This window comes from Alienimonas californiensis (genome assembly GCF_007743815.1).
GTDB classification, from domain to species: Bacteria; Planctomycetota; Planctomycetia; order Planctomycetales; family Planctomycetaceae; genus Alienimonas; species Alienimonas californiensis.
The window spans coordinates 3,277,494-3,302,860 of record NZ_CP036265.1 but is presented as its reverse complement, the minus strand read 5'-3'; the positions used below and the strand labels follow the sequence as shown (position 1 = coordinate 3,302,860).

At 69.3% G+C, this 25,367-nt stretch carries 19 protein-coding genes and 1 tRNA gene; 5 read left to right on the top strand and 15 right to left on the bottom strand.

What is annotated here, in order from left to right; translation table 11 throughout:
• Window positions 1-5: 5 nt before the first annotated feature.
• The 6 genes from CA12_RS12970 to CA12_RS22105 all read right to left on the bottom strand — a co-directional run bounded on the left by CA12_RS12970 (window position 6) and on the right by CA12_RS22105 (window position 6,749).
• Complete coding sequence (locus CA12_RS12970; protein WP_145359333.1) at window positions 6-905, bottom strand: HAD family hydrolase; 900 nt, start codon at window positions 903-905, stop codon at window positions 6-8.
• Window positions 898-2,718 (bottom strand): barstar family protein, encoded by a 1,821-nt coding sequence (locus CA12_RS12965; protein WP_165700734.1) that lies wholly within the window; start codon window positions 2,716-2,718, stop codon window positions 898-900. The genes CA12_RS12970 and CA12_RS12965 overlap by 8 nt, the downstream gene beginning before the upstream one ends.
• A gap of 8 nt (window positions 2,719-2,726) precedes the next feature.
• Entirely contained in the window at window positions 2,727-3,671 is a 945-nt protein-coding gene (locus CA12_RS12960; RefSeq protein ID WP_145359331.1) for a ribonuclease domain-containing protein, read from the bottom strand.
• A 100-nt stretch (window positions 3,672-3,771) separates the two neighbouring features.
• Window positions 3,772-4,749, bottom strand: a complete 978-nt coding sequence (locus tag CA12_RS12955) for a glucosyl-3-phosphoglycerate synthase (protein ID WP_145359330.1) — start codon at window positions 4,747-4,749, stop codon at window positions 3,772-3,774.
• A gap of 67 nt (window positions 4,750-4,816) precedes the next feature.
• Window positions 4,817-6,082: a zinc-binding metallopeptidase family protein gene (locus CA12_RS12950; RefSeq protein ID WP_145359329.1), complete on the bottom strand. Its 1,266-nt coding sequence runs from the start codon at window positions 6,080-6,082 to the stop codon at window positions 4,817-4,819.
• A gap of 121 nt (window positions 6,083-6,203) precedes the next feature.
• Window positions 6,204-6,749, bottom strand: coding sequence for a YfcE family phosphodiesterase (locus CA12_RS22105; protein ID WP_165700733.1), 546 nt, complete (start codon window positions 6,747-6,749; stop codon window positions 6,204-6,206).
• An 84-nt stretch (window positions 6,750-6,833) separates the two neighbouring features.
• On the opposite strand from CA12_RS22105, the gene CA12_RS22100 reads away from it, so the two are divergent.
• Window positions 6,834-8,318, top strand: a complete 1,485-nt coding sequence (locus CA12_RS22100) for a hypothetical protein (RefSeq protein WP_165700732.1) — start codon at window positions 6,834-6,836, stop codon at window positions 8,316-8,318.
• 360 nt (window positions 8,319-8,678) lie between these two features.
• Window positions 8,679-8,751: transfer RNA gene (locus tag CA12_RS12940), tRNA-Lys, on the top strand.
• Window positions 8,752-9,060: 309 nt separating this feature from the next.
• On the opposite strand, the gene CA12_RS12935 is transcribed toward CA12_RS12940, so the two are convergent.
• The 4 genes from CA12_RS12935 to CA12_RS12920 all read right to left on the bottom strand — a co-directional run bounded on the left by CA12_RS12935 (window position 9,061) and on the right by CA12_RS12920 (window position 15,559).
• The gene (locus tag CA12_RS12935) at window positions 9,061-10,539 is read right to left on the bottom strand and encodes an ammonium transporter (protein ID WP_207621973.1); all 1,479 of its coding nucleotides are present in this window, start codon (window positions 10,537-10,539) and stop codon (window positions 9,061-9,063) included.
• 591 nt (window positions 10,540-11,130) lie between these two features.
• A complete protein-coding gene (locus tag CA12_RS12930) occupies window positions 11,131-12,591 on the bottom strand; it encodes an outer membrane beta-barrel protein (protein WP_145359328.1) in 1,461 nt (486 codons plus the stop codon).
• Between the two features lie 365 nt (window positions 12,592-12,956).
• A complete protein-coding gene (gene ftsY / locus CA12_RS12925; protein ID WP_145359327.1) occupies window positions 12,957-13,925 on the bottom strand; it encodes a signal recognition particle-docking protein FtsY in 969 nt (322 codons plus the stop codon).
• Window positions 13,926-14,014: 89 nt separating this feature from the next.
• A complete protein-coding gene (locus CA12_RS12920) occupies window positions 14,015-15,559 on the bottom strand; it encodes a rhamnulokinase (protein ID WP_145359326.1) in 1,545 nt (514 codons plus the stop codon).
• 139 nt (window positions 15,560-15,698) lie between these two features.
• Between CA12_RS12920 and CA12_RS12915 the strand changes: the two genes are divergently transcribed.
• From CA12_RS12915 to CA12_RS12905, 3 genes are all read left to right on the top strand, one after another.
• Window positions 15,699-15,914, top strand: a complete 216-nt coding sequence (locus tag CA12_RS12915; RefSeq protein WP_145359325.1) for a dodecin — start codon at window positions 15,699-15,701, stop codon at window positions 15,912-15,914.
• A gap of 83 nt (window positions 15,915-15,997) precedes the next feature.
• Window positions 15,998-17,086 (top strand): protein-methionine-sulfoxide reductase catalytic subunit MsrP, encoded by a 1,089-nt coding sequence (gene msrP, locus CA12_RS12910; protein ID WP_242687900.1) that lies wholly within the window; start codon window positions 15,998-16,000, stop codon window positions 17,084-17,086.
• Between the two features lie 59 nt (window positions 17,087-17,145).
• Window positions 17,146-18,837, top strand: a complete 1,692-nt coding sequence (locus CA12_RS12905; RefSeq protein WP_165700731.1) for a 2Fe-2S iron-sulfur cluster-binding protein — start codon at window positions 17,146-17,148, stop codon at window positions 18,835-18,837.
• A 96-nt stretch (window positions 18,838-18,933) separates the two neighbouring features.
• On the opposite strand, the gene CA12_RS12900 is transcribed toward CA12_RS12905, so the two are convergent.
• From CA12_RS12900 to CA12_RS12880, 5 genes are all read right to left on the bottom strand, one after another.
• Window positions 18,934-19,902: a TIGR01777 family oxidoreductase gene (locus CA12_RS12900; protein ID WP_145359322.1), complete on the bottom strand. Its 969-nt coding sequence runs from the start codon at window positions 19,900-19,902 to the stop codon at window positions 18,934-18,936.
• Between the two features lie 58 nt (window positions 19,903-19,960).
• Complete coding sequence (locus CA12_RS12895; protein WP_145359321.1) at window positions 19,961-21,667, bottom strand: DUF4139 domain-containing protein; 1,707 nt, start codon at window positions 21,665-21,667, stop codon at window positions 19,961-19,963.
• A gap of 119 nt (window positions 21,668-21,786) precedes the next feature.
• Entirely contained in the window at window positions 21,787-23,133 is a 1,347-nt protein-coding gene (locus CA12_RS12890) for a polysaccharide-degrading enzyme (RefSeq protein ID WP_145359320.1), read from the bottom strand.
• A gap of 40 nt (window positions 23,134-23,173) precedes the next feature.
• A complete protein-coding gene (locus tag CA12_RS12885; protein ID WP_145359319.1) occupies window positions 23,174-23,473 on the bottom strand; it encodes a hypothetical protein in 300 nt (99 codons plus the stop codon).
• A 43-nt stretch (window positions 23,474-23,516) separates the two neighbouring features.
• Window positions 23,517-25,364, bottom strand: coding sequence for an AAA family ATPase (locus CA12_RS12880; protein WP_145359318.1), 1,848 nt, complete (start codon window positions 25,362-25,364; stop codon window positions 23,517-23,519).
• Window positions 25,365-25,367: the final 3 nt, after the last annotated feature.

The window sequence follows — 25,367 nt, the reverse complement described above, 5'->3', positions numbered from 1 at the left end:
GGCGCTCAGGCGGCGCCGGAGACGCATTCGAGCAACTGGCGCAGGTCCGTCACCACGACCGTCGGCCGGGTTTCGGCGACCCGCTCGTCCCCCTCCCGCCACCGCAGACTGCGGGCGTCGCCCGCGAACAGTGCCGTGCGAAAGCCGACCTGCTGGGCCGGCGTGCAGTCGTTCAGCAGGTCGTTCCCTACGTACAGAACCTGCTCCGGCCCGATCCCGTGATCCCGTTGCAGGGCCCGGGCAGCGTGCTCGTACAACGCCGTCCCCGGCTTGGCCTGCCGGTGCAGGTAGGACCAGCCCATCGCGTTCCGGTCGAAACCGAAGTCACGAATCGTTTTGCCTAACAGCGCCGGGAACAGCAGCGGCGTGAAACTCTGAGCGTTCGACACAATCCCCAGCAAGAACCCGCGGCTCCGCAGGCTCTCCAGCGTTTCGGCGGCGTGGGGCATCGTCCAGGTGGGGTTCACCCGCATTTCGTACTCCAGCGCTACGCGGTCCAGCGTCTCCATCGTCTGGTGCGGGGTGTCGGTCACGCCGAGCCGGACGAGGGCGTTTCGCCAAACCTCATGAATCTTCACCTCCGGGTACTGCACGCCGTCGTGCTTCCGGGCGTGCGCGTGCTGACGTTCGATCTCCTCGGTCAGCCCGGCGACGCCCTCGGCGCCGTCGCGGTCATCGGGCCACGCCAGGCCGGCGGCCCGCACGGCGGCGACGAACGCGTCCCCCCGCCCCGCCGCGGCGTTCACGCCCACGTCGCCGCTGCCGGAGATCAACAGCGTCCCGTAGACGTCGAACAGCACGGCCCGCACGCCGGGGAGCGCCGTCAGGACGGGCGCCGTCCCGGTCGGCCGGGGCTCCATCGGCCGGGCGTGGGCCCGGATCACGGCTTGCAGTACTTCATCCACGGATCAGTCGGAAGGTCTTGAGGTCTAGAAACGAATCCAGTACCGCCCCGGGATGCGGCGGCGGCGTCACCGGGCCGACCGGCGAAGCGAGCACGGCGCCGTACGCCGCCGCGAGCCGGGCCCCGCTGCCGGCGAGGCTGTAGCGCTCGCGGACCGTCGCGGCGTTGTGTTCCACCACCCCGTCCCGCGGCAGACCGGATTTCGGCTCGACGCTAAACACCTCCCCGCGGGCGGCAGGGTCGTCGGCGATGCGGCGGATCACGGCCATCTGGAGATCCTCGTCCAGGTCGCCGAAATCCACCCGGTCCCCGGCCGTCTTCGCCGCCAGCGCCTCAGCAAACGCCGCTTCGTCCCACGGGCGGCGGTAGTCCGTCAGCAGTTTTTCGCAGCCGGCCCGGAAGCGGTCGGCAAAGCCCTCCGCCCACGCCAGCGGGATCGTCAGGGAGGAATACAGCCCCGGCAGTTCGATCCCCTCCGCCCGGAAGTCGGCGGTGACGTGCGGCAGGTCGCGGCCCAGCAGCGGCCGGTCGGCCAGCCAGCATTCGAGGAACGCCATCCCGAAGCCCTCCGCCACGCTGGTCGTCAGCACGGCGTCCGCGGCGGCGAGGTTCTGGTGGAAACTCACCCCGTCCTCCTCGCCCGTGGCGAAGCGGATCGGCAGTTGCAGCGCCTCGGCGAAGCTTCGCCAACGGTCGTGGAAGGCGAGTTCGACCGGGTTCCGCGGCGCCAGCGTCACGCCGACCGTCGAGTCCGGCTCCAGCAGCCCCGTGAGCGCCGCCTCGCCGAGATTCTTCCGCCGAATCCCCCGGACCGGGTAACAGAGATATCGGTGCTCTGCCGGCACGTCGCACGCCGCGCCGAGGGCCGCCTTTGACAGCAGCTTGTCCGGCAGCGGCGGGAACGCGCCGACGGGATTCGGGAGAAAATGCAGTCGCTCCGCCGGCACGCCGAGGGCTTGCAGCACGCCGCGGTCGCGGCCGTTTAAGACGGCGTAATGAATCTGCGGCGCCTGCGGATAGAGGTTCGCCCCCTCCCCCAACGCCCCGACGAGGTGCAGATAATTGGCGGGCCGGAACTCCTCCGCGAAGTCGTGAATTTGCAGCAGGATCTTCCAGCCTCGCTCCGCCAGCCGGACGATCGCCCCCGGCAGCGAGACGTTCTTGCCGAGGGAATGATTGTGAACGTGTAGGACCGTCTCTTCCCGCGTCGCCCGGTGGTCGGTCAGGGCCTTTTCGAAGCGGTCCGCCAGCCCGGCCGGGTTCGGGGCGGCGTCGCCGGGGTACAGGCTGTCGTAATCGAACCCAGCCACGGTCGGCCGGGCGGCCCGAACGCCTTCGTGCTCCAGGGTGTGCTCGAATTCGCTCCACGCCTCAGCCCGCCCGCCCGTCAGCAGCACGGCCCACGGCGGGTTGATCTGGTTCGCCCGCAGGGCCAGCAGGTGGTTCGCGACGACGCGGGTCACGCCGCCGCGATTCAGGTGGTAGTGCGCGATCGCCGCCGCCGGCGGGCAGCGATCGGCCGGAGGCGGCGTCGCCTTCTCCGGAAATCGGGACGCCAAATGTCCCGGAAACTGGTTCGCCAAGTCCGTCAGAACGTCCACATAAACGCCCAGATCGCCCTCCGAATGGAGCCGCGGCATCTCCCGGTGATTCAATTCCAGCGGGCGGTCCACGTCGGCGACGTACGCAGACAGTGCGTCAGCGAACGCATCCCAGTTATAAGCGTGCAGGCCGGGCAGACCGACTGCGTCGGCGAACGAGCGTAGGAAGCCCGCCTTCGTTCCGTCGCCCGGGGGGATATCGACGACGCGCACATCGCTCATCACTTCACCACGCTACGAAAACTGTCGTAATGGTCCGGTGTGTACCAGACGTCGCCCCCCGCCCCGATCACCAACCGCTGCGGGCCGGGGCCGTCCACGCCGGGGGTGGGGTGTACGTATTCCTTATAATACCCCCGCGATTGCCGCGGCAGGCGGCCCTCGCGGTTGCCGAACGTCGTCCCGTCGTTACGGTGCGGGAACGATTCGCCGCGGGCAATTCGCTGTAAGGTCTTCGAAAGATCCACCACCCCGCCCGGCGCCGCAGCGGGCACGGGGCGGTCGAAGTCCAGAACCGTCACCTGCTCGACGGCGGGGTCGATCGCCAGCGGAACGCACCGCGGCGGCGGCCGCACCTCTGCGGTACGGCGGGCCTCGGCGGAGGCGACGGTCGCGGGGTCGCCGCAGTTCGTCTTCACCTGCTCCCCACCCCGCAGCCGCTCGGCCAGCGTCAGGCCGCCGCTGTCGGTGCGGGACAGCACGGCGCCGGGCTCCAGATCGACGGTCGCCTCGCCGGCCGGGGTACGAAACGAGACGGTCACGACCTCGTAGGTCCGGCCAGACGGCTCCGAGACGGTTCGCGACTCCGGGGCGGGCGCCGGCGAGGTGCGGCGGAGGCCGTCCGGATCGGGGCCGAAATCCACCTCCACCTCCGACGGCGCCGGCCGATCGGGCCGCGGCGACAGCAGGCCTTCGTCCCGCGGGTCGCCGGGGAGCGGGGCCTGTGCGGGGTCGTCCGCGCCCCCGAAATCGTCGGCCGGCCCCGCAACCTGCGGCCCGCCCCCCGGGCCGGGCGCCGGATCGTCCAACAGGTAGCGGTCGGCGAGATAGACGATCCCCGCCAACAGAACCAGCAGCGCCCCGCCCCGCACGCCCAGCCGGGCGAGGTGACGGATCGCCTCCAAAGTCGCCGGCGAGGCGGCAGGCGGCTTGCGGTCCTGGCTCATACAACGTCCTTGGAAGAGGAACCCGGCGGCGTCAGTCTAGCGGGCCGCACGCCGTCGGACGGTTCCGCGACGGGCGGCCCTCCGCGGCGGGCGGTCCGTCTCACCCCCCGAGACCGAACTTCTCCCGGTAGCTTTCGAGCGTATTGATCGGCGGGCGTTCGAACTCCTCGATCTGATATTCGACCTGATCGAACCGGCCGTCCTCGACCCGGTGCTGCCGCATGATCTTCTCCAGCTCGCCCTTCAATTCGATCCGTTCGTGGCTGCTGAGGCGATTAAAGAACGTCCGCAAAATGCCGAACGCCATGCGGCCCAGGGCGATCGTTTCCTGGTTGCGGTGCACGCGGGTGTCCAGGTCCGTCTGGGCGAAGGCCGACAGCCCCATATCGTTGTAGATATCCAGCAGCATCGCCGTCTCCACGCCGTAGCCGACGGGGAAGGGGATCTTTTCCAAGACGCTGCGACGGCCGGCGTATTCGCCTGAGAGCGGTTGGATGATCGCCGCCAGTTCGGGATAGAACAGGCTGAACAACGGCCGGATGAGAATCTCCGTCACCCGGCCGCCGCCCGTCGGGCGGATGCCTTGACTGAAGGCCAACGGGCGGTCGTAGAACGCCTTCACGTAATGCACGTCCGGGTTCTCGATCAGCGGCCCCAGCAGGCCGTAGACGAACCGCGGGTGAATGTTGGCAATATCGCTGTCGACGTAGCAGATGATGTCCCCCTCCAACAGATAGAGGGCTTTCCAGAGATTCTCCCCCTTGCCCTTACGATCGCCGGCCTCAGTGAGGTGCTCGCTGGCGAGATACACGTCCGCCCCGAAGGCGGCGGCGATCTCGCGGGTGTCGTCGGTGGAGCCGCTGTCGATCACCGCGATCTCGTCCAGCAGCGGATAATGGTCCATCAACGCCGACTTGAGCAGGACCACCTCCTTGCCGATCGTCGCCCCCTCGTTCAGCGTGGGCAGGCAGAGGCTGATCTTGAGGTTCTGCTCCTCCTTTTGGGCAACCATCTTTTTGAGGTCCCAGAAGGCGGAGTGATGATAGGTCCGCTCGCGGAGCCACTGCTCGGCGTTCATATGCAGTCTTTCGTCTTGCCTAAGCCGGACGCATGCGTCCGGCTTAGGCAGGGGAAGTGAGAAGTCGTTAAGAAGCGGCAGGGGCGTCGGCGTCGCCGCGGTCGAGGGCCGTCAGCAGGCCGACCAACTGGGCCATGCCGCGCATGACCGGTTCGATCATCACGTAATCGATCTGGTCGTGATGCTTGGAGCCCTCGCTGATGCCGAGGGTGACGGCGGGAATGTCCCGGGCGATGAACTCGCTCAGTTCGCTGGGGCTGTGGCCCTGATCCGGTTCGATGCCGAGGCCCTCCATCACCTGTACGCAGGCGCGGATCAGCGGGTGACTGAACCGCAGGCCGCCGGCGGTGCGACGAAAGAAGACGTCCAGTTCCGCGTCGACGGCGTGCCGGGCGCTCATTTCGGAGACGATGTCCTCGATCTGCTCGGTCACGCGGCCGATCATCTCGTCGCTGTGACTGTTAATTTCAAACCCGAGCACCGCCTTGTCCGGGTCGACGTCGTAGCTTTTGCCGGCCCGCACCCGGGCGATGCGAATCTTGGTGAAGGGCCGCGTGGGCGTCTCGATCGCGAGGATGCGATTGATAATGTAATTCAGCACCACGATGGCGCTTTCGGAGCCGTACGACCGGCTCTCCACCGGCCGCACCCGGCAGGAGATATCGCCGCGGATCGTGCCGATGCTGAAGTAGTTCAGCCGGCCCAGCGGCACCCCCTCCAAGCAGACGCCGTAGTTGTAGGGGCGGCTGGCGTGGTCGAGAAAGAATTTCAGCCCGGCGTGATCGCCGCGATCGAGGCTCTTCACGCTGCCGAGCAATTGCAGGTTGCAATTCAACCGGATGTTCAGCTTCTGCAGAACCGTGGGCAGCATCGTCAGGGCGGCGGCTCCGAGGGAGTTATCGGAGATGCCCGGCCCCTCGATGCGGTCCGCTAGCACGGTGGCGTTGTGGTCGACGTTCGCGGGGACGATCGTGTCCAGGTGGGCGACCAGCAGGATGGTGCGATCGCCGACGCGGCCGGGCAGGAAGCCGACGGCGTTGCCGGCCTCGTCGGGGCCGGCCTCCGGCAGGCCGCTCTCGGCGAAGCGGTCCATCATGTACTGCACGCGGCGCTCCTCGGCGCCGGTGGGGGCGGGGGTCTGGCCGATCATCACCAAATCCGCCAGCATCTCCTCCCGCAGCGGGGCCAGCAGGCCAGGAAGGTCCGCCAACAGGCCGACGGCGTCGCCGTCGCCGTCGCGCGGATTGCCGTTCCCTTTTCCGTTGCCGGCCGACGCCCCTTCGACCGTGCCGGTGACGGGGAAGACCCCCGGTTTGCTGCCCGCCGCTCGCATCTGTCGCCTCGTCCGGTGTCGTGTCGGTGAGAGGTTGATGGTACCCGGGACAGGCTCCGGCGGCGAAGCGGCCCGGCGCGGGGAACGGCGGGCGAACCGCTGGGGTCCGCCACCACCCCCCTCAAACCGGCTCGATCACCACCGCCGGCCCCAACTGCGGCAGGGGCACGATTTTGGCCTCCAGAGACGTCGTTTCGACGATCGCCACGCTGGGCGTGCGGGTGACCCACCCGCCGCACTCCCCGGGGTTCACGAACAACCGGCCCACGGAGTCCTTGGCGACGGCGTGCCGGTGCGTGTGGGCGTAGACCACCACCTGCGGCCCGCCCTCCTCCGGCGGCGGGGCGTCTCGGAGCAGCTCCCGCACCTCGCTGAGTTGATGGCAGAGCAGGAACCGCGTGCCGTCCGGCGCCGTGACGCAAAACGGCGGATCGCCGATCGGGCCGACGACCCGCATGCCGCCCTCAATGCCCCGGCGGTTCCCGTCGTTGTCCCCGAAGCAGGCGACCAGCGGGCAGTGCAGCTTGCGCAGCGGCGGCACCACCAGCGGGCTGACGAGGTCCCCGGCGAACAGCACGAGGCCCACGCCGGTCTCGTTGAAGAACCGGACCGTGCGGCGGACGTTGTCCGCGTGGTCGTGGGCGTCGGCGAAGATCCCGACCAGCATGGACGCGGGGAGGAGGAATGAGGGAGGGGGAAGGAGGGGGCGGAACAGCTTGCCGCCGGGTTCCGCGGGGGGCAGTGTAGTTCGATGTCCGATCCCATTTCGCCCCCGCCGCAGAGTTCCGCCGGCGGAACGCCGTTCAATCGTTCGTCCCCCTCCCCCTCGGAGGCGTGGCGGGCGGGTTCGTTGATCCTCATCGCCCTGTCGCTCGGCCTGCACGTGGCGGCGCTGGTGCGGGCGGAACCGCTCCGCAGCGCCAACGATCGCAGCCGCTGGGCGACGGTGCGGGCGCTGACGGAGCGGGGCGACTTCCGCATCGACCCCTACGAGTTCCAGCCCGGCTGGAGCACGATCGATCAGGTCCAGGTCAACGGGAACCTGTACTCGACCAAGCCGGCCCCGCTGCCGATCGTCGCCGCGGCGATCTCGTTGCCGGTGGAGGCCGTCACCGGCTGGAAACTGGCGGAGAACCCGGCACCGCACACCCGCTGGGTGCTGCTGTTTCTGAACCTCGTGCCGTTCGCAGCCGCCCTGTGGGCGGTGCGAAGTCTCCTCACCGACGTCGCCCGCACGGACCTCGCCCGATTTCTGGCGCTGGGGACGCTGGGCTTCGCCACGGCGGTCAGCGCCTTTTTGCCGGTGTTTAATAATCACACGATCGGGGCCTGCTGCTGCGCGTTGGCGGCCGTCCCGCTGATCCGCATCTGGCGGGGCGCGCGGGACGGCTGGCGGTTCGCCGCGGCGGGGCTGTTTGCCGCGCTGACCGTCTGCAACGAACTGCCGGCGGGGCTGTTCGGGCTGGCGGCGTTCGCCGTCTGCCTGCGGGCCGATTGGAAACGCACGTTCGCCTGGTTCGCCCCAGCCGCGGCGGTCCCCCTGCTCCTGTTCGTGGCGGCGACCGTCTGGCAGACCGGCTCCGTCAAGCCGTTTTATATGACCTACGGCACGGAAACGTACGAATTCGTCCGCAACGGCCGGCCGAGTTACTGGATGAACCCCACCGGTCTGGACGCCGCCCGCGACGGGTTCTGGATGTATCTGTTCCACTGCACCTTCGGCCATCACGGGCTGTTTTCGCTCACGCCGGTCTGGCTGCTGGCCGTCTGGAGTTGGGCGCGCTCATTAGCCGCTCTCTTCAAGAGAGCGGCTCACGGAGCGGCGCACGAACAGCACCCCCTCGCCGCCTTCGCCGCGGCGACGGGTCTGCTGAGCGTGGCGATCCTCGCGTTCTATCTGACCCGCACGGAGAACTATAACTACGGCGGCCGCTCCGTGGCGCTGCGGTGGATGATCTGGCTCGCCCCGCTGTGGGCCCTGTCGCTGGCCCCGCTGGCGGACGCGCTGGACCGCCGCCGCTGGTTCGCCCCGCTCGCGGCCTGCCTGCTGGCCCTGTCCGTCACGAGCGCCTGGCTGGACAGCCCCGACCCCTGGCAGAACCCGTGGCTGATGCGGGAACTGGAGAGCCGCGGCTGGGTGGATTACGCCCTCGCCGAACCGAACGGCGCGGCAGCGGACGATGACGGACGAGGGGGGCAGTTCGCCTTCCTCAGGGCTGATCGTGGACTTCCTTGAATAGGTGGGGCCGATCGTTTCCGACGAAGCACTGGCGGCCCGGGAACGAGACGGACCGCAGTTCGAGAATCCGGAGGTCGATCCCGCCCCGCCCTTCGGCCGCAGCGGGATTGGCTCGAAATGACCTGCGGCGAGATGCGGGCGGGCGACCGTTTCGGCCAGTCGGTGCGGATCTCTTTCAACGGGGAGACGGCCTGCGAGCGTGCCGGCTGCGCCGGTCGCGCCGAACCTGTGACGATCCGCCGCCCCGCCGCGAACCTGTGAGCGTTGCCGCCGGTCCGGCAAGCGTCTACCGTATCTCCCCCGCCGCCCGGCCGCCCCGCGAACGCCCGTTTCGCAGCGCTGCCGGCCGTCGGCCCCGAAGGCGTAGCTCAGTTGGTAGAGCAACGGACTTTTAATCCGTAGGTCCAGGGTTCGAACCCCTGCGCCTTCACTTGGTAGACGCTCCGCATCGGGCGGAGCGAAGGTCTTTGGCGGGCGGTCGCGGGGGTGGCCGGGCCGGTTCGCATGCCGGCGTCTCGTTCCCGCGCACCGGCGTGGGTCGGGCCGCATCCCTGACGCGTTCGGCCCTCGCTCATCTTGAGCCACGACCCGCCAAGCGGCTGAGGCGGTCGGCGGAGGTCCGAACGACCGTCGGCGTCGTTCGCGGCTGGGGCGACGCAACGACGAAAATCGCCCGCCCCGGCCGAGGCCGGGACGGGCGGGGCGTGAAGCAAAACGTCAGGACTCTGATCGCCGCGGTTCAGGTCGAGTAGGCGGTCATGCCGTGCTCGGAGATGTCCAAGCCGCGCTCTTCGTCCTCGGCGCTGACCCGCAGGAAACCGATCATTTTCAGCAGGAAGAACAGGGCGAACATCGTCACGAAGGCCCAGGCGGCATAGGCGGCCAGTCCGGAGAGCTGGGCGACCCAGGTGCCGTACTGCTCGCCGGCGTCGCTCGTGACGGGGTTGCCGGCGTCGTCCAGCGATTCCCAGAAGAGGGGGATCGCCAGGAGGCCCCACATGCCGCAGACGCCGTGCACCGGGAAGGCGCCGACCGGGTCGTCGATCCGCACCTTGTCCATGGCGATGATCGAGGCGACGATCAGGGCGCCGGCGACGGCGCCGATGATCAGGGCGGAGACGTTGGAGACGCCATCGCAGTTCGCGGTGATGCCGACGAGGCCGCCGAGCATGCCGTTCAGACCCATCGAGAGGTCCGGCTTGCCGAACAGGCCCCAGCTGAGGAGGGTCGCCATGACGGCGCCGCTGGAGGCGGCGAGCAGGGTGTTCACGGCGATGGTGACGACGGCGGTGGCGTTGGCCTCGCCGTAGATCGCCAGCTGCGAACCCGGGTTAAAGCCGAACCAGCCGATCAGCAGGATGAAGGTCCCCAGCGTGGCCAGCGGCAGGCTGTGACCCGGGGAGGCCACGGGCTTGCCGTCCGGCGTGTAGCGGCCCAGACGGGGGCCGAGCACGATCGCCCCGGCCAGCGCCGCGAAGCCGCCGACCATGTGCACGACGCCGCACCCGGCAAAGTCGTAGAACCCGAGGGCGTCCAGGAACCCGCCGCCCCACTTCCAGTAACCGCTGATCGGGTAGACCAGACCGGTCAGCACCGCGGAGTACACGAGGTAGGCGCCGAACTTCATCCGGCCGGCCACGGCGCCGGCGACGATCGTCGCGGCGGTCGCGGCGAAGGCGACCTGGAAGAAGAAGTCGACCTGCGGGTGGTAGGCGCCCGCGCCCAACGAGCCGTCCCACTCATGGATGCCGGGGTTGATCTCCCCGAGGTAACCGTCCGCGATCGGCTCGCCGGCCGGGTACATCAGGTGGTAGCCGACGAGGAAGTACAGGCAGACGCCGACCGCGAGGTCGAGGGCGTTCTTGAACAGGATGTTCACCGTGTGCTTCGACGGGCAGAAGCCGGCGACGACCATCGCGAAGCCGGCCTGCATGAACAGCACCAGGACGGCGCAGATGAACAGCAGCAGGTTGTTGAGCGTGTAGCCGAGTTGGGCGTCGACGTCCTCGATGGTCGCGACGATCGGCGGGTCTTCCTCTTCAGTGGGTTCGACGGCGGTGTCTACGACGACTTCGGCGTCCGCCTCCGCAACCGGGAGGGCGGGATCGGCGTCCGCCATGTCGTCCTGGCCGTAGGCCGACGGCCCTGCGACGGCCAGCAGGGCGGCGAACAGGAGCGGGAGCCAGGCTCCCGGGCGTGTGGTGAGAAGTGGCGTCATCGCGGGTCGAAGCGAGCGGCGGGGGAGAGAGGCGGGAAGAGCAGGAGCGGCTGCGTGAGTCTTCGCTCAGTGCCGCTCTGACAGGCTTGATTGTGCAACGACGCCGCACATCTGGCGAGCGGAACACCAAGGCTTTCGTGCGGGTTTCCCCCAAAATCCTGCCTCGCCCCCGTGATTTCGGGCTCCCGAAGAGATAGTTCGCACGCTCATCGAGCAGCGGTGCACAAACCGCGTGCAACACGGGCAATCAGTCGCTGAGCAGGGCGCCTCCGAAACGCGCAAACAGAAACGCCGCCGTTCGCCCGAGGGCGAACGACGGCGTTTCCTGGCCGCCGACTGACGGGTCCGTCCTGGACCTCGCCTCCTCAGCCCGAAGGCGTTGGTGGCGGGGCTTCAGCCGGTCGGGATGTCGGGGCCGTAGCTTGTGAGCGTTTCCCTCGGCGAGGGTCCGGCTCTGTACCTTTGTTATCGGGCGGCCGGCGGAGCGAACTTGAGCGCCGCCGGCCTCCGATCTCCCTTTTCCTCACGCCGCCTCACGCCGGTTCGCACCGGCTCCAAGCCTGTTCCTCGGGCCGCAGCCCGGGGGCGGGCTTAGTAGGTGAGGATGGCGTCGATGCCGAAGATGCCTTCGTCAGAGACGGCGGACCCGTCGCCGATGTTGGCGAAACCGTCCTCTTCGCCGAAGTGGTAACGGTACTCGGGACGGATCACGAGGTTGGCGGTCGGGCGGTAGTTCACGCCGCCGGTGACCTCGTAGATGTCGTCGCCGTTCACGTTGAACCACTCGCCACGAGCGCCGTAGGACAGGCAGTCGTTGACGGTGTAGAACAGGTACTGGTTGACGCCGTACTGACGGGTGTTTTCGCCGTCGGCGTCGGTGTCGCGGTAGTCGCTCTGGAAGACGTAGTTCCAGCTGTCGTCGATCTGGTAGTCGGCGACGATGCTGTGGCTGTAGCCTTCGCCCGCGAAACCGAGGTCGCCGGCGGTGGTGATGTAGGTCAGGGTCAACGCGTCGGTCAGGGCCACGCTGGCGCCGCCGAGGTAGTTGGAGCCCTGGCCGCCGTCGGCCCGTTCGAACTGTTCGAAGCCGGTGTCCCAGCCGAAGGTGTAGCCGTTGTACAGCGTGACGTCCTCGGACGCCTGGTAGGTCGTCAGCACGCCGGTGTGCGTGAACGCCTCCGCGTTGTACATCGTGAACGAGTGGCTGTAGAAGAAGTTATCCGGAGCGGTAACGACTTCGTAGCCGAGCAGCGTGTAGAAGTGACCGGCGATGACGCTGAAGTCGCCGTAGGCGGCTTCGGCGTACAGCTGCGGGATCGCGAAGCCGTAGGCGCCGCGGTTGAAGAAGTTGCTGGAGCTCGACTGGAAGTCGAACGTGTCCGGGGGGTTGCCGAACGCCTGGGTGTCGCCGGCGTCGATGCCGTACATCACGTCGGCGCGGTAACCGAAGTCCCAGCCGTTGGAGCCGTCGGCGGCGTCTTCGATGTAGAACCACTGCTGATGCAGGTTCAGCTCGTCCGGCCGGTTGTTGAACTGACCGGTGGAGCGGTTGTGGTACCCGATCTGGGTCCAGCCGCCGAAGGAGACGGAGCTCTCCTCGCCGCAGCCGTTGGCACAGCCACCGACGCAGCCGCTGTCGCAGACGGTGTCGCAGCAGTCGGACTTCAAGCAGCCGCCGAGGTCGAGGCAGCTCAGGTCCATGCAGTCGGACAGGGCCCACGGCGTGCCGAGGTCGCAGCAGCCGCTGTCGCAGCCGTCGCAGCCGTCGTCACAGCAGCCCAGCACGGAGCCGCAGCCGGTGGCGGAGTGCGTGAGGGAGTTGTGGCCCGTGGTGCAGCCGGCAGGGGCGTAGCAACCGGGATCGCAGCCGGCGGGGCCGCAGCCGGCGCCGAAGGGCGCGGCGCAGGCGGGGTCGCAGCCGGGGGCGGCGCAAGCCGGAGCACAGTCCTGGGCCATGGCCGAGGTGGTGCCGGACAGCAGCAGGCCGAATCCGCCGGCCCACGCCCACCGGCGACCGGCCCGCCAGAGGGCGGTGTCGCTAAGGCGCAACATAAAAGACTCCTAGAGGTGAAGGGTCGTCCGTGACCGCCGACGGCCTCCGTGACCGTCAGCGTTCCCGTTCGTCGCGCGAGTGCGGGGCGACGTGCGGGACTTGGGGGGCCGGCCGCCCGCACGCCTTGGCGCGGGTTGTGCGGGCGTTCCCCCGCATTCGGTATCGGCGCCGGTGCGGACCAATTTCATCCCCGCTGGGCCAAGTGGGGCTTGAAAACCCCATTTTTCCGGCTTCTCCGCCTCACGCGAGTCTTCCGCGCACGAAACTGACGCCCCGCCGCCGCTTTCCGCTGGCGTTCGGAACAGGGACTCGATCGTCCGTCTCTCCCGCGCCTCAACGGTGCCTCAACCGGGGGCCGCCCGCCTCAGATCTCCAGCGCGCGGACGAACTTCGCCGGCTCGAACACCGCCAGATCGTCCAGCCCTTCCCCCAGCCCCACGAACTTGACCGGAATATTCATCCGGCGGCGGATCGGGATCACCACGCCCCCCTTGGCACTGCCGTCCAGCTTGCTGAGCAGGATCCCCGTGCACCCCGCGGCCTCGGAAAACTTCTCCGCCTGGCTCAGCCCGTTCTGGCCGGTGGTGGCGTCGATCACCAGCAGGCTCTCGTGCGGCGCCCCCTCGATCTGTTTGCCGACGACCCGACGGATCTTCGCCAGCTCGTTCATCAGGTTGGTTTGCGTCTGCAGCCGACCGGCGGTGTCCAGGATCAACACGTCCGCCCCCAGCTCCTTCGCCCGGACGGCCCCCCGGTGGGCGACGCTCGCCGGGTCGCTGTTCATCTCCCCGGTGACGATTTCGCAGCCGATCCGACCGGCCCAGGTCGTCAGTTGCTCCACGGCGGCGGCGCGGAAGGTGTCGCCGGCGGCCAGCACGACCGTGCGCCCGGCGTCGGTGAGCAGTTTGGCGAGCTTGGCGATCGAGGTGGTCTTGCCCACCCCGTTCACGCCGGAAACCAGCACCACCGTCGGCCCGAGCGGGTTGACGGTCAGCCGGGCCAGCGGGTCCGGGTTCTCCTCTTCTACACCCGCCGGTTCAGCAAGCCCCGTTCCCGTCCCCGCGGAGCCGGTCAGCAGGTCGCGGAGTTTGGCGTTGACGGTCTCCGCGACCGCCGGCGGGTCGACCGTGCGGCCGAGGAACTTCTTCCGCAGCTCCGCGACGATCTCGTCGGCGGCCTCCACGCCCATGTCGCTGCGGATCAGCCGTCCCTCGAACTCCTCCAGCATCTCCTCGTCAAGGATCGTGCCGGCTCTGAACAGGTCCCGCACGTCGGTGTTGAGCACCTGGCGGGTCTTCTGCAGACCGGATTTGAACTTGTCGAACAGGGCCATGGAATCGTGACGGTGGACGTGCCGGGGCGAGCGACGCTTGCGGCTTCGCGGGGCCCGATCATTCTCCCGCGCCGCGAAACCGCAAGCGGTCAGCCGCGGTTTGACAGCCCCCGCAGCCGGTCGGCGGCCTCCGCCCAGCGGGCGTCGTCGGTCGGATCGAACCGCGTCACCTCTTCGCTCCGCCGCACGACGGCCCGCAGCTCCGCGAGGGAACCGATCGCCCCGGCGGCCTTCGCCTGCATCAGCACGTTGCCCAGCGCCGTCGCCTCCACCGGCCCGGCCAGTACCGGCACGCCGCAGGCGTCGGCGGTGAGTTGGTTCAGCAGCGCGTTCCGGCTGCCGCCGCCGACGACGTGCACCACCCCCGGCCGTTCGCCGGTCAGGCTCGCCAGTTCGTCCAGCACCGCCGCGTACCGCAGGGCGAGACTGTCCAGACAGCACCGCACCAGCGCCGCGACGTCCCCCGGCTCCGGCTGACCGGTCTCCCGGCAGTAGCCGACGATCTCCGCCGCCATGTCAGTCGGGGCGAGGAACCGGGCGTCGTCCGGGTCGATCAGGCTGACCAACCCCTCGGCGGAGGCCGCCCGGCGGGTGAGTTCGGCGTAGTCCAGCTCGTCCCCGCCGCGGGCGAAGCTGCGGCGCACGCCCTGCACCAGCCACAGGCCCATCACGTTCTTCAGCAGGCGGCTCGTGCCGTCGACCCCGCCCTCGTTGGTGACGTTCGCCGCCAGCGCCGCCTCACCCAACACCGGCCCCTGCGTTTCGACCCCCACCAGCGACCACGTGCCGCTGGAGATGTAGGCCCAGTCCGCCTGCCCGGTCGAGCCGGTGGGAATCGCGGCGACGGCGCTGGCGGTGTCGTGCGTCGCCGGGGCGACGACCTTCACGCTCTCCGGCAGGCCGGTTCTCTGGGCGAGCGACGGGAACAGCGTGCCTAACTCCGTTCCCGGCGACACGACCGGACCGAAGAGGCGATCCGGCAGGTCCAGCTTCGCGATCAGGCCCCGGTTCCAATCGCGGGTCGTCGGGTCGACCAGCTGCGTGGTGGTGGCGTTGGTGAACTCGACCGCCTCCGAGCCGCACAGGCAGCGGTGGAAGTAGTCCGGCATCAGCAACACCCGCTGCGCCGTGGACAGCAGTTCCGGGTGGTCCCGCCGCGTCGCGCGGAGCTGGTACAGGCTGTTGAACGGCAGGAACTGAATCCCCGTGCCGGCGAACACCTCCTCCCGCGGCACGGCGGCGAAGGCTTCGTCGAACCCGCCGGCGGTGCGGTCGTCCCGGTAGTTCCACGGCAGGCCGAGCAGTTCCCCGGTCTCGCTCAGCAGGACGTGATCCACGCCCCAGGTGTCCACGCCCACGCTGACGACCTCGGCGCTGTAGCGGACGCCCGCCTTGGCGAGGCCGGTCTCGATCTCCCGCCACAGCACCGTCACGTCCCACCGCAGAGAAGGCGAACCGTCCGGCCCCGGCACCACGATCGGCCCGTTGGGAAAGCGGTGCACCTCCTCCAACGTCACCGTCGGCCCGTCGGCGTCGGCGCCCGCTCCGTCCGCGGCGGCGGGAACCAGCCGACCGGCGATCACGCGGCCGCTCTCGGCGCCGAGGTCCACGGCGAGAAACACGGGGTCGGACATCGGCGGCGCTCCCGGCGGGGCGAACGAAACGGGCGAGGGCGGAATAGGGGTCGGCCCGGTGAGGCCGACGCCGCCCGGTTCTACACTCCCGACTCGCACAAGTCCTTTCCGCCCCGTCCCCCCAACCCACCGCACCGCCGTGAGCGACCACGTCTACAAGAAGCTCGAACTCGTCGGCTCCTCCGAAACCAGCATCGAGGACGCCGTCCGCAACGCCGTCGCCCAGTGCGGCGAAAGCGTCAAACAGATGCGCTGGCTCGAAGTCATGGAGACCCGCGGCCACATCGAGGACGGCGAGCTGAAGCACTGGCAGGTCACGGTGAAGATCGGCTTCACCATCGACCGCAGCCGCTGATCGCCCGGCGACCAGCAGAGATGCCGGGGCGGGCGGCGGCGGCTACGATGGAACGGCCCGTTCCCCCCGCAGTCGCCTCGCCCGTGCCCCGAGACCCCGCGGTTCCGCCGACGGACCCCGCCGTCGACCCCGTCACGCCGTACCCGGTCTATCTGAACCGGCGCCGGCTGATCCGGGCGGGGGCGCTCGCCGGCAGCGCGCTGCTCACCGGCGGGGTCTACCGCCTGCTGACCGCCGACGGCGCCGGGGCGGAGACCGAGGTTCTCACTGGCCTCAACCGCTCCCCCGCCCCGCCGGCCCGGCCCGCGGCCCCGCCGGAGAACGGCACGCCGGGCGACGCCGCCCCCGCGGAGGAACTTCCCGAGGAGCCCGTCGCCCTGACCGAGGCCGAACGGGCCGAACGCGGCTTCACCGTCGACGAAGAGGTCACGGAGAAGGCCGCCGCGCTGAACTACAATAACTTCTACGAGTTCACGACGGATAAAACCGGCGTCGCGTCCCTCGCCTCGGACTTCAAAACCGACGGCTGGACGCTGGAAGTCGGTGGGCTGGTCGAGAAGCCGCAGACGTTCACCCTGCCGCAACTTAAGGCCCTCGCCCCGCTGGAGGAGCGGATTTATCGGATGCGGTGCGTCGAAGCCTGGAGCATGGTTCTGCCCTGGGCCGGCATTCAACTCTCCGCCCTGCTGGACGCCGTCCGACCCACCGCCGCGGCGAAATACGTCGCCTTCGAAACGCTGTACGCCCCGGACCGCATGCCCGGCCAGCAGCGGGCCGTGCTGGACTGGCCGTATGTGGAAGGGCTGACGCTCCCCGAGGCCCAGCACCCGCTCACGCTGCTGGCCCTCGGGCTCTACGGCCGGGAACTCGCCCCGCAGAACGGGGCTCCGGTGCGGCTGGTCGTACCGTGGAAGTACGGGTTCAAGGGCATTAAATCCATCGTCCGCATCTCGCTGACGGACACGCAGCCGCCCTGCACCTGGAACGAGGCCGCCCCCAGCGAATACGGCTTCTTCGCCAACGTGAACCCCCAGGTCGACCACCCCCGCTGGAGTCAGGCGACCGAGCGCCGCATCGGCGAACCGGGCCGCCGGCCGACACTGATGTTCAACGGGTATGAGGCCCAGGTGGCCCACCTGTACGACGGGATGAATTTGACGGAGTCGTTTTGAGCGCCGCGTCCCCGTCCCTCGCCCCGGCCCGTTCGCGGGACTCGGCGTCCGCTCGGCCGTTGTTCGACGCCGCCTTCTGGCGGTGGGCAGCGATTATTAACGGCGGCGTGCCGCTGGCCCTGCTGGCCTGGGACGCCTGGCAGGGCGCCCTCGGCCCGGACCCGGTGGACGCCGCGATCCGCACCACCGGGCTGGCCTCGGTCACGTTCCTCGTCCTCACCCTCGCCGTCACCCCGATCCGCCTGCTAACCGGCTGGACCGACGTGCTGGCGATGCGGCGGGCGCTGGGGCTCTACGCCTTCGCCTACGCGGTCGCCCACCTCGTCGTCTATATCGTCTGGGAGCAGGCCGGTTCGCTGCGGCGGGTGGGCGAGGAACTCGCCGCCCGCAGTTATCTCCAGATCGGCTTGGCGGCGCTGCTGGCGATGACCCCGCTGGCGATCACTTCCGTGGACGCCCTGGTCCGCCGGCTGGGCGCCTGGTGGAAGCGGCTGCACCGCCTGATTTACGTCGCCGCGGCGCTGGGCGTGATCCACTTTTATATGCAGGTCAAGAGCGACGTCCGGTTGCCGTTGATCTACGGGGCCGTGACCGCCGGGCTGATCGGTTTCCGGGCCGCGAAACACTACCGCGACCTGCGGATCGCCGCCCGCCGGGCGCCCGCCGGCCCCGCGGAGAAGCCGACCTCCTGGCGAGGCCAATTAGAGGTCGCCCGCATCTTTGAGGAGACGCCGGACGTCAAAACCTATCGCCTTGTCCCCCCCGCCGGCGGCGAATTGCCCTTCAACTACGCCGCCGGGCAGTATCTCACCGTCTCCCTGCCAGTGCAGACGGAGAGCGGCCCGGCGACGCTGAAGCGCTCCTACTCGTTCTCCTCCGCCCCGACGCGGCGGGGGTATTGCGAGATCACGGTGAAGCGCGACCCCAGCGGGATCGGTTCCCGGGCCCTACATGACGGGGTCTCCGAGGGCGATTTATTAACCGTCGCCGGGCCGGCGGGCCGGTTTACGTTTCAGGACGCCGCGGAGCCGGTCGCGGCGCCGGCCGGAGTCGTGTTGATCGCCGGGGGCGTGGGGCTGACGCCGATTCTGTCCATCCTGCGTTCATTGACGGATCGGTCCTGGCCGGGGGCGATTTATGTGGTGAACGTGCAGAAGACGCGGGCGGACCTGATCGCCGGGGCGGAGTTGCGGGCCTTGGCGGCCCGGTTCCCGAACGTGCATTTGCTCACGGCTGTGACCCGCGAACCGGCGGACGACGCCCACCTCTCCGGCCGGCTGACCGCCGAGCGGCTGCGGGATTTCGTGCCGAACCTCAAAAAACTGCCTGTGTTTCTGTGCGGGTCCGAGCCGATGATGGCGGCCACCCGCGGCCTGCTGCGATCGCTGGGCGTGCCCCCGGAGCGGATCGCCACCGAGGAGTTCACCGCCGGCCCCCCGCCGCAGGGCCTCGGAGAGGGCGAGACCGACGGACCGGCAGTCGTCCCGGCCGCGGCGATCACGTTCACCCGCGCCGGCCGTTCCGTCACGGCGCCGGGGGAAACGACGGTGCTGGAGGCCGCGGAGCAGGTCGGCGTGCCGATGCCCTACGAATGCCGCTCCGGCCTGTGCGGGCAGTGCAAGGTCCGCTGCACGGAGGGCGCGGTGACGATGGAAAGCCGCGACGCGTTGTCGTCGAAGGAAGAGAAGGCCGGCTATATCCTCGCCTGCCAGTCCCGCGCGACGACCACCGCCCTCACGATCGACGCGTAAATCGCAACGGAGCAGCCGTGAGCCCGGAGCGCAAGCTCCGGCCGTCGGCGCAGCCGTCGGGGATTCGCACTGCCGGAGCTTGCGCTCCGGGCGCACTCACGGTTGACGGGACGCCGCATATCGCTCCGCGAGATCACGGGCTGCCGCGGGCCATTCCGGGAATTGAAACTCGAACCCGGCGTCGGCCAGTTTGCCCGGAATCACGCGGCGGCTCTTCAGAACTAATTCACTCTCGGTCCGCAGCACGATCGCCCCGAGTTCAATCATCCCCGCGGTCGCCGGCAAGCCGAACCGCACGCCGCAGGCCTCCCGCAGGGCGGCCATGAAGTCCGCGTTCGGCAGCGGGTTGGGAGCGGCAAGGTTCACCGGCCCGGCGAAGGTTTCGTCCCCAATCAGCCAGTCAACGGCGGCACAAAGATCGGCGTCGTGGATCCAACTGACGAACTGCTCCCCGTCGCCTTGCCGCCCGCCGAGTCGGGCCTTCACCAAATTATAAAACACCTCGAACGCGCCGCCGCGGTCGGGGCTCATCACGATCGCGGTCCGCATCAGCACCAGCCGGGTCCGATCGAGCTTCGACTCAAAACTCGTCGCTGTTTCCTCCCACCGCCGCGCCACGTCGAAGCTAAACGCCCAGGTGTCCGGCGGGTTCGGCAGATTGCCGGTGGGGTCGGCCTCCGTGTTGCCGGGCGGGTCGAGTGTGTGCGGATAGATGGTGGCGGTCGAGCTCTGCAGCCAGACCCGCGGCGGGTTCGGGCAGGCGACGAGCGCCTCACCGACGGCCCGGGTCGAATCCAGCCGGCTGTCGTAAATCGCCCGCCGATTCGCGGGGGTATAGCGGCAGTTCACGCTGCGGCCGGCGAGGTTCACGACCGCGTCCGCCCCGTTCAATTCTTCCGCCCAATCTCCGACGGTCGCCCCGTCCCAGGGCACGACGCGGCCAAGCCCGTCATCGCTCGATCGCGACGACCGGCTGAGCGTGACGACCTCGTGCCCGGCGTTCACGAAGTGCCGGGCGAGGATCGAGCCGATCTGACCGCGGCCGCCGGGGAGGAGGATCTTCATACCCGCCGAACCGCAACGGCCCGGGGGACGTAACCCCCGGGCCGCGGCGCCGTTCGGTTCACCACCGCCAGAAATAATGCCACTGATAGGAGACCTCGACGGTTTCGCCCGGCGGCACGGTGAGTTCCCAGACGACCTCGGTGGTGGGGTTCAGCGAGACCCACCAGTTGGGCACGCCGTAGCGGGAGAGGTTCACGGCGCTGTCGGGAAGGCCGGCGATGTCCGCGGGGCCAAGCTCCCGGCGCTCGGCGGTCTGGTCCTTCGCCGGGTGCGTGGCGGAGTCCACCTCGCCGGGGACCAGCTTCGTCAGGCGGATCGTCGTGGCCTCCGGACGGCGGTTCGTGATCTCAATGGAACCCCGCAGGGCGATTCGCTCGAAGCGGTCCATCCCCCGCAGGTTCGGCTCCGCCTTGCGGCCGGTGATCGATTCCTCCAGATCGACGCTGACCTCCACGGCGCTGCCGAGGTTCACCTCCGCGGTGCCGCCGGGGGCGGCGTAGGTCATGAGACTTTGGGCGAGGATCTGCCCGTCACGGTACAGCAGGGCCGGGGCGGTGGTGAACGGGGCGTCGCTGACGTTCGTCAGCACGACGGAGTGCCGCACCGTGCTGGCCGCGACCAGCGAGCCGACCCGGCGGCGTTCATTGTCGTCGCTCAATAATTCCCGCGGCGGGACCAGCGGGAGCAGCGCCTCGTAGCGGTCTTCATAAGGAGCCTCGAACTCCTTCACCGTCACCGTCATCCGCTCCCCCTTGGCGAGGGTGACGTGCTCCAGCGTATAGACGAACAGGTCCTCGGCCCGGGCGCCGCCGGCCATCTCGGGGGCCGGTGCCTCCGGCCGCTCGCCGCCGCGTGGCCCCGACGAGCGCATCTGAGTTTGAACGGCGTTGGAGAGCATCAGGCCGTCGGTGGTGAAGTCGGATAATGCGTTGAGGCGGCGCGCCTGATTCACCTGGTCGTAGGCGACCTGCAAACTGATCGGGTCGGTCTGCCCGGCGAAGGCGAAAGTCGGCACGCCGACGACCAGCCGCACCGTGGCGTCCTCCAGGTCGATTAGGTCGTTGACCAGGGCCGCCTGCAACACGACCTTCGCCTGGCCGTCCTCGCCCAGCGAGATCTTGTACTGCGGCACCCATTTAAATCCCTTTTGAACGTAGGACAGCCCGACGGCCGCTTCGCCGTCCGGCTCCGGGGCGGTCACCCGCAGCTTCAAACCGGTTTTGACGACCTGTTCCTCGATCGTCTTCGGGGCGTCGCCGACGAGGGTGAACTCCGTGATCGAGCCGATCGGCACGACGCGGACGCCCTGGTCCGTCTTTAAAAGGATCGTCGGCCCCCGCACCGGCAGCGTGGGCTGGCCGCCGCCGGCGGCGGGGTCGCGGTCGTTGCGGTCCTGCTCCTCGGCGGAGCGGGTCGGCCGGCCGACGATCGTGGCGGCGTAGGAGACGTCCTCCTCGCCCCGCGACTCGTGCACGATGATCTGCGTGCCGACCGCCGCGGTGAGAATCTCCTCCGCCGACAGCGGCGTGCGATTGACCGTGACCGCCTGATAGCCCGCGACGGCGCTTTTCAATTCCACCCCCTCCCCTTTGGCATAGGGCCAGAAGGTGCCGAAGACCGGCTCCGGCAAGCCGTCGACCAGGGCGACGCCGCCGTTCAGCGGAGCCGTGCCCTCCCGGCGGACGAGGGCGTGGCCGTCCTTGAAGGCGGTCAGTTCGACCACCGGCAACCGCTCCAGATCGGCCCGGGCCGAGGGCGGAAGCATGGATGAGGCGAGGAGCAATGCGAGCGGGGCGAGTTTCACGACGGCGCCTTTCGTGAGGGAGGGGACGACCGCGGACGCCGCGGGCGCCGCGAAAGTTCCCGCAGCCTGTCGAGCGCCGCTCACTCCGTCGACTTCGCCCCCCGCGGAAGGGCCCCGAGGTCCGGCGGCCCGGCGTCCTGCCGCGACGTGACGCCGAGCGGCGGGGCGAACTGGACCGTCGGCGGGGCGACGTTCGCCGGGCCGGCGTCGATCAGCGGGGAGCCGTCCGCCGGGGCGAAACCGCCCGCGACGAGGCCCGGATCGCGGCCGCTGAGCACGTTCTCCCCGCCCGTCACCCGCACCGGGGCGCCCGGTTCCCAACGGCGGGCGAACCAGTTCACGCCCAGTTCGACCCGCCCCGGTCCCGTCAGCACGACCGGCCGCCCGCCCTCCGGCGCGACGACGACGTTGCCCCGCACCGTCGCGGCACCCTCCGGCGAGGAGAGGAACAGCAGCGTCGTGATTCCGGGGCGGCGGGTGACGACGGTGTTATATTCAAACCGCAGCCCGCCCGGCCGATAGTTTTCATAGTGGTTCGAGTCGCCGCCGTGGTGCACGATCTGATTATTTCCGGCGTCGGCGGGTTCGATCAGCAGGTTGCCGACGACCTCCGTCGTTCGATAAGACGGATGAGCGGAGATGTTCGAGTTACCGGCGTCGACCAGGTCGAGCTGCCGATTGCCGCCCTCGATGCGGTTCCCGCGGACGATCAATCCGGCGGAGCGGTCCTTCAGGTTGCTGCCCAGCGCCCCCTCCCGCAGCGGGCCGAAGGCGTTGCCCTCGTAAACCATGCCGAGGGCCTCGGTGTAGGCGTTGTGCTCCTGCGTGCTGCCAGGGTTGCCGTTGCCGTCGATCTCGCATGCTTCAATTCGCACGTCGCGGCTCTCCCCGGCGACGAACAGGCCGTTGCCGCTGTCCCGCAGGGCGCAATCGCGGAGGGTGATCTGCGCCCCCTTTTCGACGAACACCGCGGCGGCGTTCACCGCATAGGCGGCAAGTCCGTCGCGGCCTTCGAATTGATGCGGTTGCCGGCCGCCGCGGATTTCCAGACCCTCCAGGCGGATGTGGGCGGGCGTGAGGTCCGCCGGTTTGTTCGCCCCGCCGATTTTGACGACGCCGCGGGCCTCGTTCCAATAATTGAGTTCGGAGCGGGCGACGGCGTCGCGGCCGTCGATGATCGGGCGGCTCCCCTCCGCGTCCCGTACGCCGCGGACGACGATCGGTTTCTCCTGCGTCCCCCGCACGCACAGCACGAACTTCGCCCGGTACGGCTCCGGCCGGGCGTGGATCGTCACCACGTCTCCCGCTTCCAACGCCTCCCACGGGACCTGATCGAGTTCCGCAAGGGCCCGGCCGGGGCCGACTTCATAATCGGCGCCTGCCCAGCCGAGCGTGACGGCGAGCAGCGGAGCGAGAACGGCGTTCATCACGACAGCACACGGCGGGAGACGATTCGGGTCCGCCAGCCTACCGCGACCAGAGATAAACCCGCACCGGTCGGCGGCACGCGGGGCAGCCCGATTTGCGGCAGTCCAGCCAAGCGATCGGCGCCTGCGACCAGGCGAACAGCGCCCCCAGCATCAACGCCGGCCCGGCGACCTGCAGCGGGAACCAGTCGAGCCGCCACGCCGCGGCCGTCAGCGCCGCGGAGATCAGGGCCACGACGGCGCCGACGATGAGGAACGTGCCGGGCGATTCCTGTCCGCCGGGGGCGCAGTCGACCTGCCAGTTGGCGGGGAACCGTTCGCCGCAATGGGGGCAGATCATGATGAGACTCCGCGGAGGCAACGCCGCCGGGGCCGGCCGGCGCTCAGGCGATGCCCAGCCGTTCCAGGGCGCGCAGTTCAAGTTCCCATTCGGCCCGCTGCTCCGCGGTGACGTTCGGGTCCGGCAGTAAACTGCGGCGGGTGCAGTTCACGAGGGCCTGCAACTCCTGATAGCGACGCGTCTGTTGAATGGCCGGCGGCAGGCGATCGCGAACGACGGCGAAGACGGCTTCGTCGCTCAGCGCCTCCCCCGGCGCCCGTCCCTCCGACGCCATCGCCCGGCGGGCCTTCAGATCGCTGCGCAGGCTGGCGAACGCGGCGGCGCTGGTGGTCGGGGCCAGTTCCGCGTCGAGGCGGCTGACCAGTTCGTCGTTCGCCCCGCCGCCCAGGGCCGGCTTCACGACCCAACGGATAAAGTCCTTTCGGTCCGCGCCGGTCGGATCGAGGACGGGAATAATCAGGTCGCCCACGCGGCCAGGGCGGCGGATATCGGGGCTGAGGAGGTGAATGCGGGCCGTCATTAATAACCAGAGGATGCGGCCGCGGAGCTTGGGATCGCTCATCATCGCCTGCACCTTGCCGGTCAGGCGGCGTTCCGTTTCGTGGGTGCCGCTGCCGACGCCGCCGAACTGGGTGTCGGCCTCGTCTACGAAGATGACGGCCTTCTGCAGGGCTTCCAGCACGCTGCGGAGGCGCTCGAAGACCACGTCCGTCTGCCCGAACCACTGGCTGCGCACGTTCTTCAACACCAGCACGGGCAGGTCGAGCTCCGCGGCGACCGCCTCCATCAAAAAGGTCTTACCGCTGCCGATCGCCCCGGCGACCGCGGCCCCCGGCAGGGCGGCTTCGCCGCTGGCCTGAAAGCGGGGGATTAATTCGGTCCTGAGGAAGGCCTTGAGGTCGGCGAATCCGACCACGTCTTCCAGCGAGTGCTCCGGCTTTTTGAATTCGATCACGTCCTCACCGAGCTGCGCCCGAATGAACTCCTCCACCTTGCCGATCACGCCCGCCGGCGTGAGCGGTTCCCCGCTGTGGGCGGCGCCGGCCAATAATTGGCGGAGGGCGTGCAGGTTCAGGCCGGCGGTGAACTCCGCCAGGCTTTGCGGCCCCGTCTCCTCGCCGGCCCAAAGGCGGACGGGGCGGCCGGCGTCCTTGAGGAACTCCTGAATATATTCCAGCCGCAATCGCACGCCGGGGGCGGGAACCTCCACGCCGAGCACCTGCGGCAACCGGCCGACGCGGGGGTGCACCGCGGAGCGGCTGTCGGCGATCAACACGACGCTGTCGCCGCCCTCAATAAAGTCCGGGTCGCAGAACCAGTCCTCCACGATCGCCACCCGCCGCAATTGATCGGCCGGCAACCCGCTCACCCCGCCCTGCCCGGCGGGGAGCAGCACGTCCGCCGCTTCGATCAGGATCAGCAGCGAACCGCTCAGGGCCTCGCGGCTGCAAATCGTCAGTTGGCGGAGGAACTCCAGCGCCTGCGTCGGCCGGCCGATCGCTTCGTGCATGAGGGAATCGAACTCCCGGCCGAGTTTGTCCGCCTCGTTCTCCCCCCGCTGGCCGAGGCCGCGGAGCAGCAGGGTGTCGGCGTCGGCCCCGGCCTTCCAGCGGATCCAGGCGTCCTTCAGCGCCGCCCGATCCGCCTCGCCGACCCGCACCGGGCCGTTCAACTCGTAAACCAGGCGGATCAGCCCGGCAGTCTCCGTGCGTTCCAGCAGGAACGGGACCAGCGGCACGAAGGCGGTCTCGCCCGCCCCGCCGATCTGCCGGGCCGCCCGAGCCGCGGGAAACAGGTCGTGGACGTTCCCGGACAGCACCACCGCCCGGGTCTGTCCGCTGTTGAGCAGCCGGGCCAGGTCGGAAAAGAACGCGGGAACGGGTGCGGACACGGG

What these genes read in the sequence shown, in the direction of transcription:
- ftsY (WP_145359327.1), bottom strand. Translation starts at nt 13,925, where the DNA reads ATGGCCCTGTTCGACAAGTTCAAATCCGGTCTGCAGAAGACCCGCCAG.
- CA12_RS12935 (WP_207621973.1), bottom strand. Translation starts at nt 10,539, where the DNA reads ATGACGCCACTTCTCACCACACGCCCGGGAGCCTGGCTCCCGCTCCTG.
- CA12_RS22105 (WP_165700733.1), bottom strand. Translation starts at nt 6,749, where the DNA reads ATGCTGGTCGGGATCTTCGCCGACGCCCACGACCACGCGGACAACGTC.
- CA12_RS12890 (WP_145359320.1), bottom strand. Translation starts at nt 23,133, where the DNA reads ATGAACGCCGTTCTCGCTCCGCTGCTCGCCGTCACGCTCGGCTGGGCA.
- CA12_RS12930 (WP_145359328.1), bottom strand. Translation starts at nt 12,591, where the DNA reads ATGTTGCGCCTTAGCGACACCGCCCTCTGGCGGGCCGGTCGCCGGTGG.
- CA12_RS22100 (WP_165700732.1), top strand. Translation starts at nt 6,834, where the DNA reads ATGTCCGATCCCATTTCGCCCCCGCCGCAGAGTTCCGCCGGCGGAACG.
- CA12_RS12885 (WP_145359319.1), bottom strand. Translation starts at nt 23,473, where the DNA reads ATGATCTGCCCCCATTGCGGCGAACGGTTCCCCGCCAACTGGCAGGTC.
- CA12_RS12895 (WP_145359321.1), bottom strand. Translation starts at nt 21,667, where the DNA reads ATGCTTCCGCCCTCGGCCCGGGCCGATCTGGAGCGGTTGCCGGTGGTC.
- CA12_RS12950 (WP_145359329.1), bottom strand. Translation starts at nt 6,082, where the DNA reads ATGCGAGCGGCGGGCAGCAAACCGGGGGTCTTCCCCGTCACCGGCACG.
- CA12_RS12955 (WP_145359330.1), bottom strand. Translation starts at nt 4,749, where the DNA reads ATGAACGCCGAGCAGTGGCTCCGCGAGCGGACCTATCATCACTCCGCC.
- CA12_RS12920 (WP_145359326.1), bottom strand. Translation starts at nt 15,559, where the DNA reads ATGTCCGACCCCGTGTTTCTCGCCGTGGACCTCGGCGCCGAGAGCGGC.
- CA12_RS12960 (WP_145359331.1), bottom strand. Translation starts at nt 3,671, where the DNA reads ATGAGCCAGGACCGCAAGCCGCCTGCCGCCTCGCCGGCGACTTTGGAG.
- CA12_RS12900 (WP_145359322.1), bottom strand. Translation starts at nt 19,902, where the DNA reads ATGAAGATCCTCCTCCCCGGCGGCCGCGGTCAGATCGGCTCGATCCTC.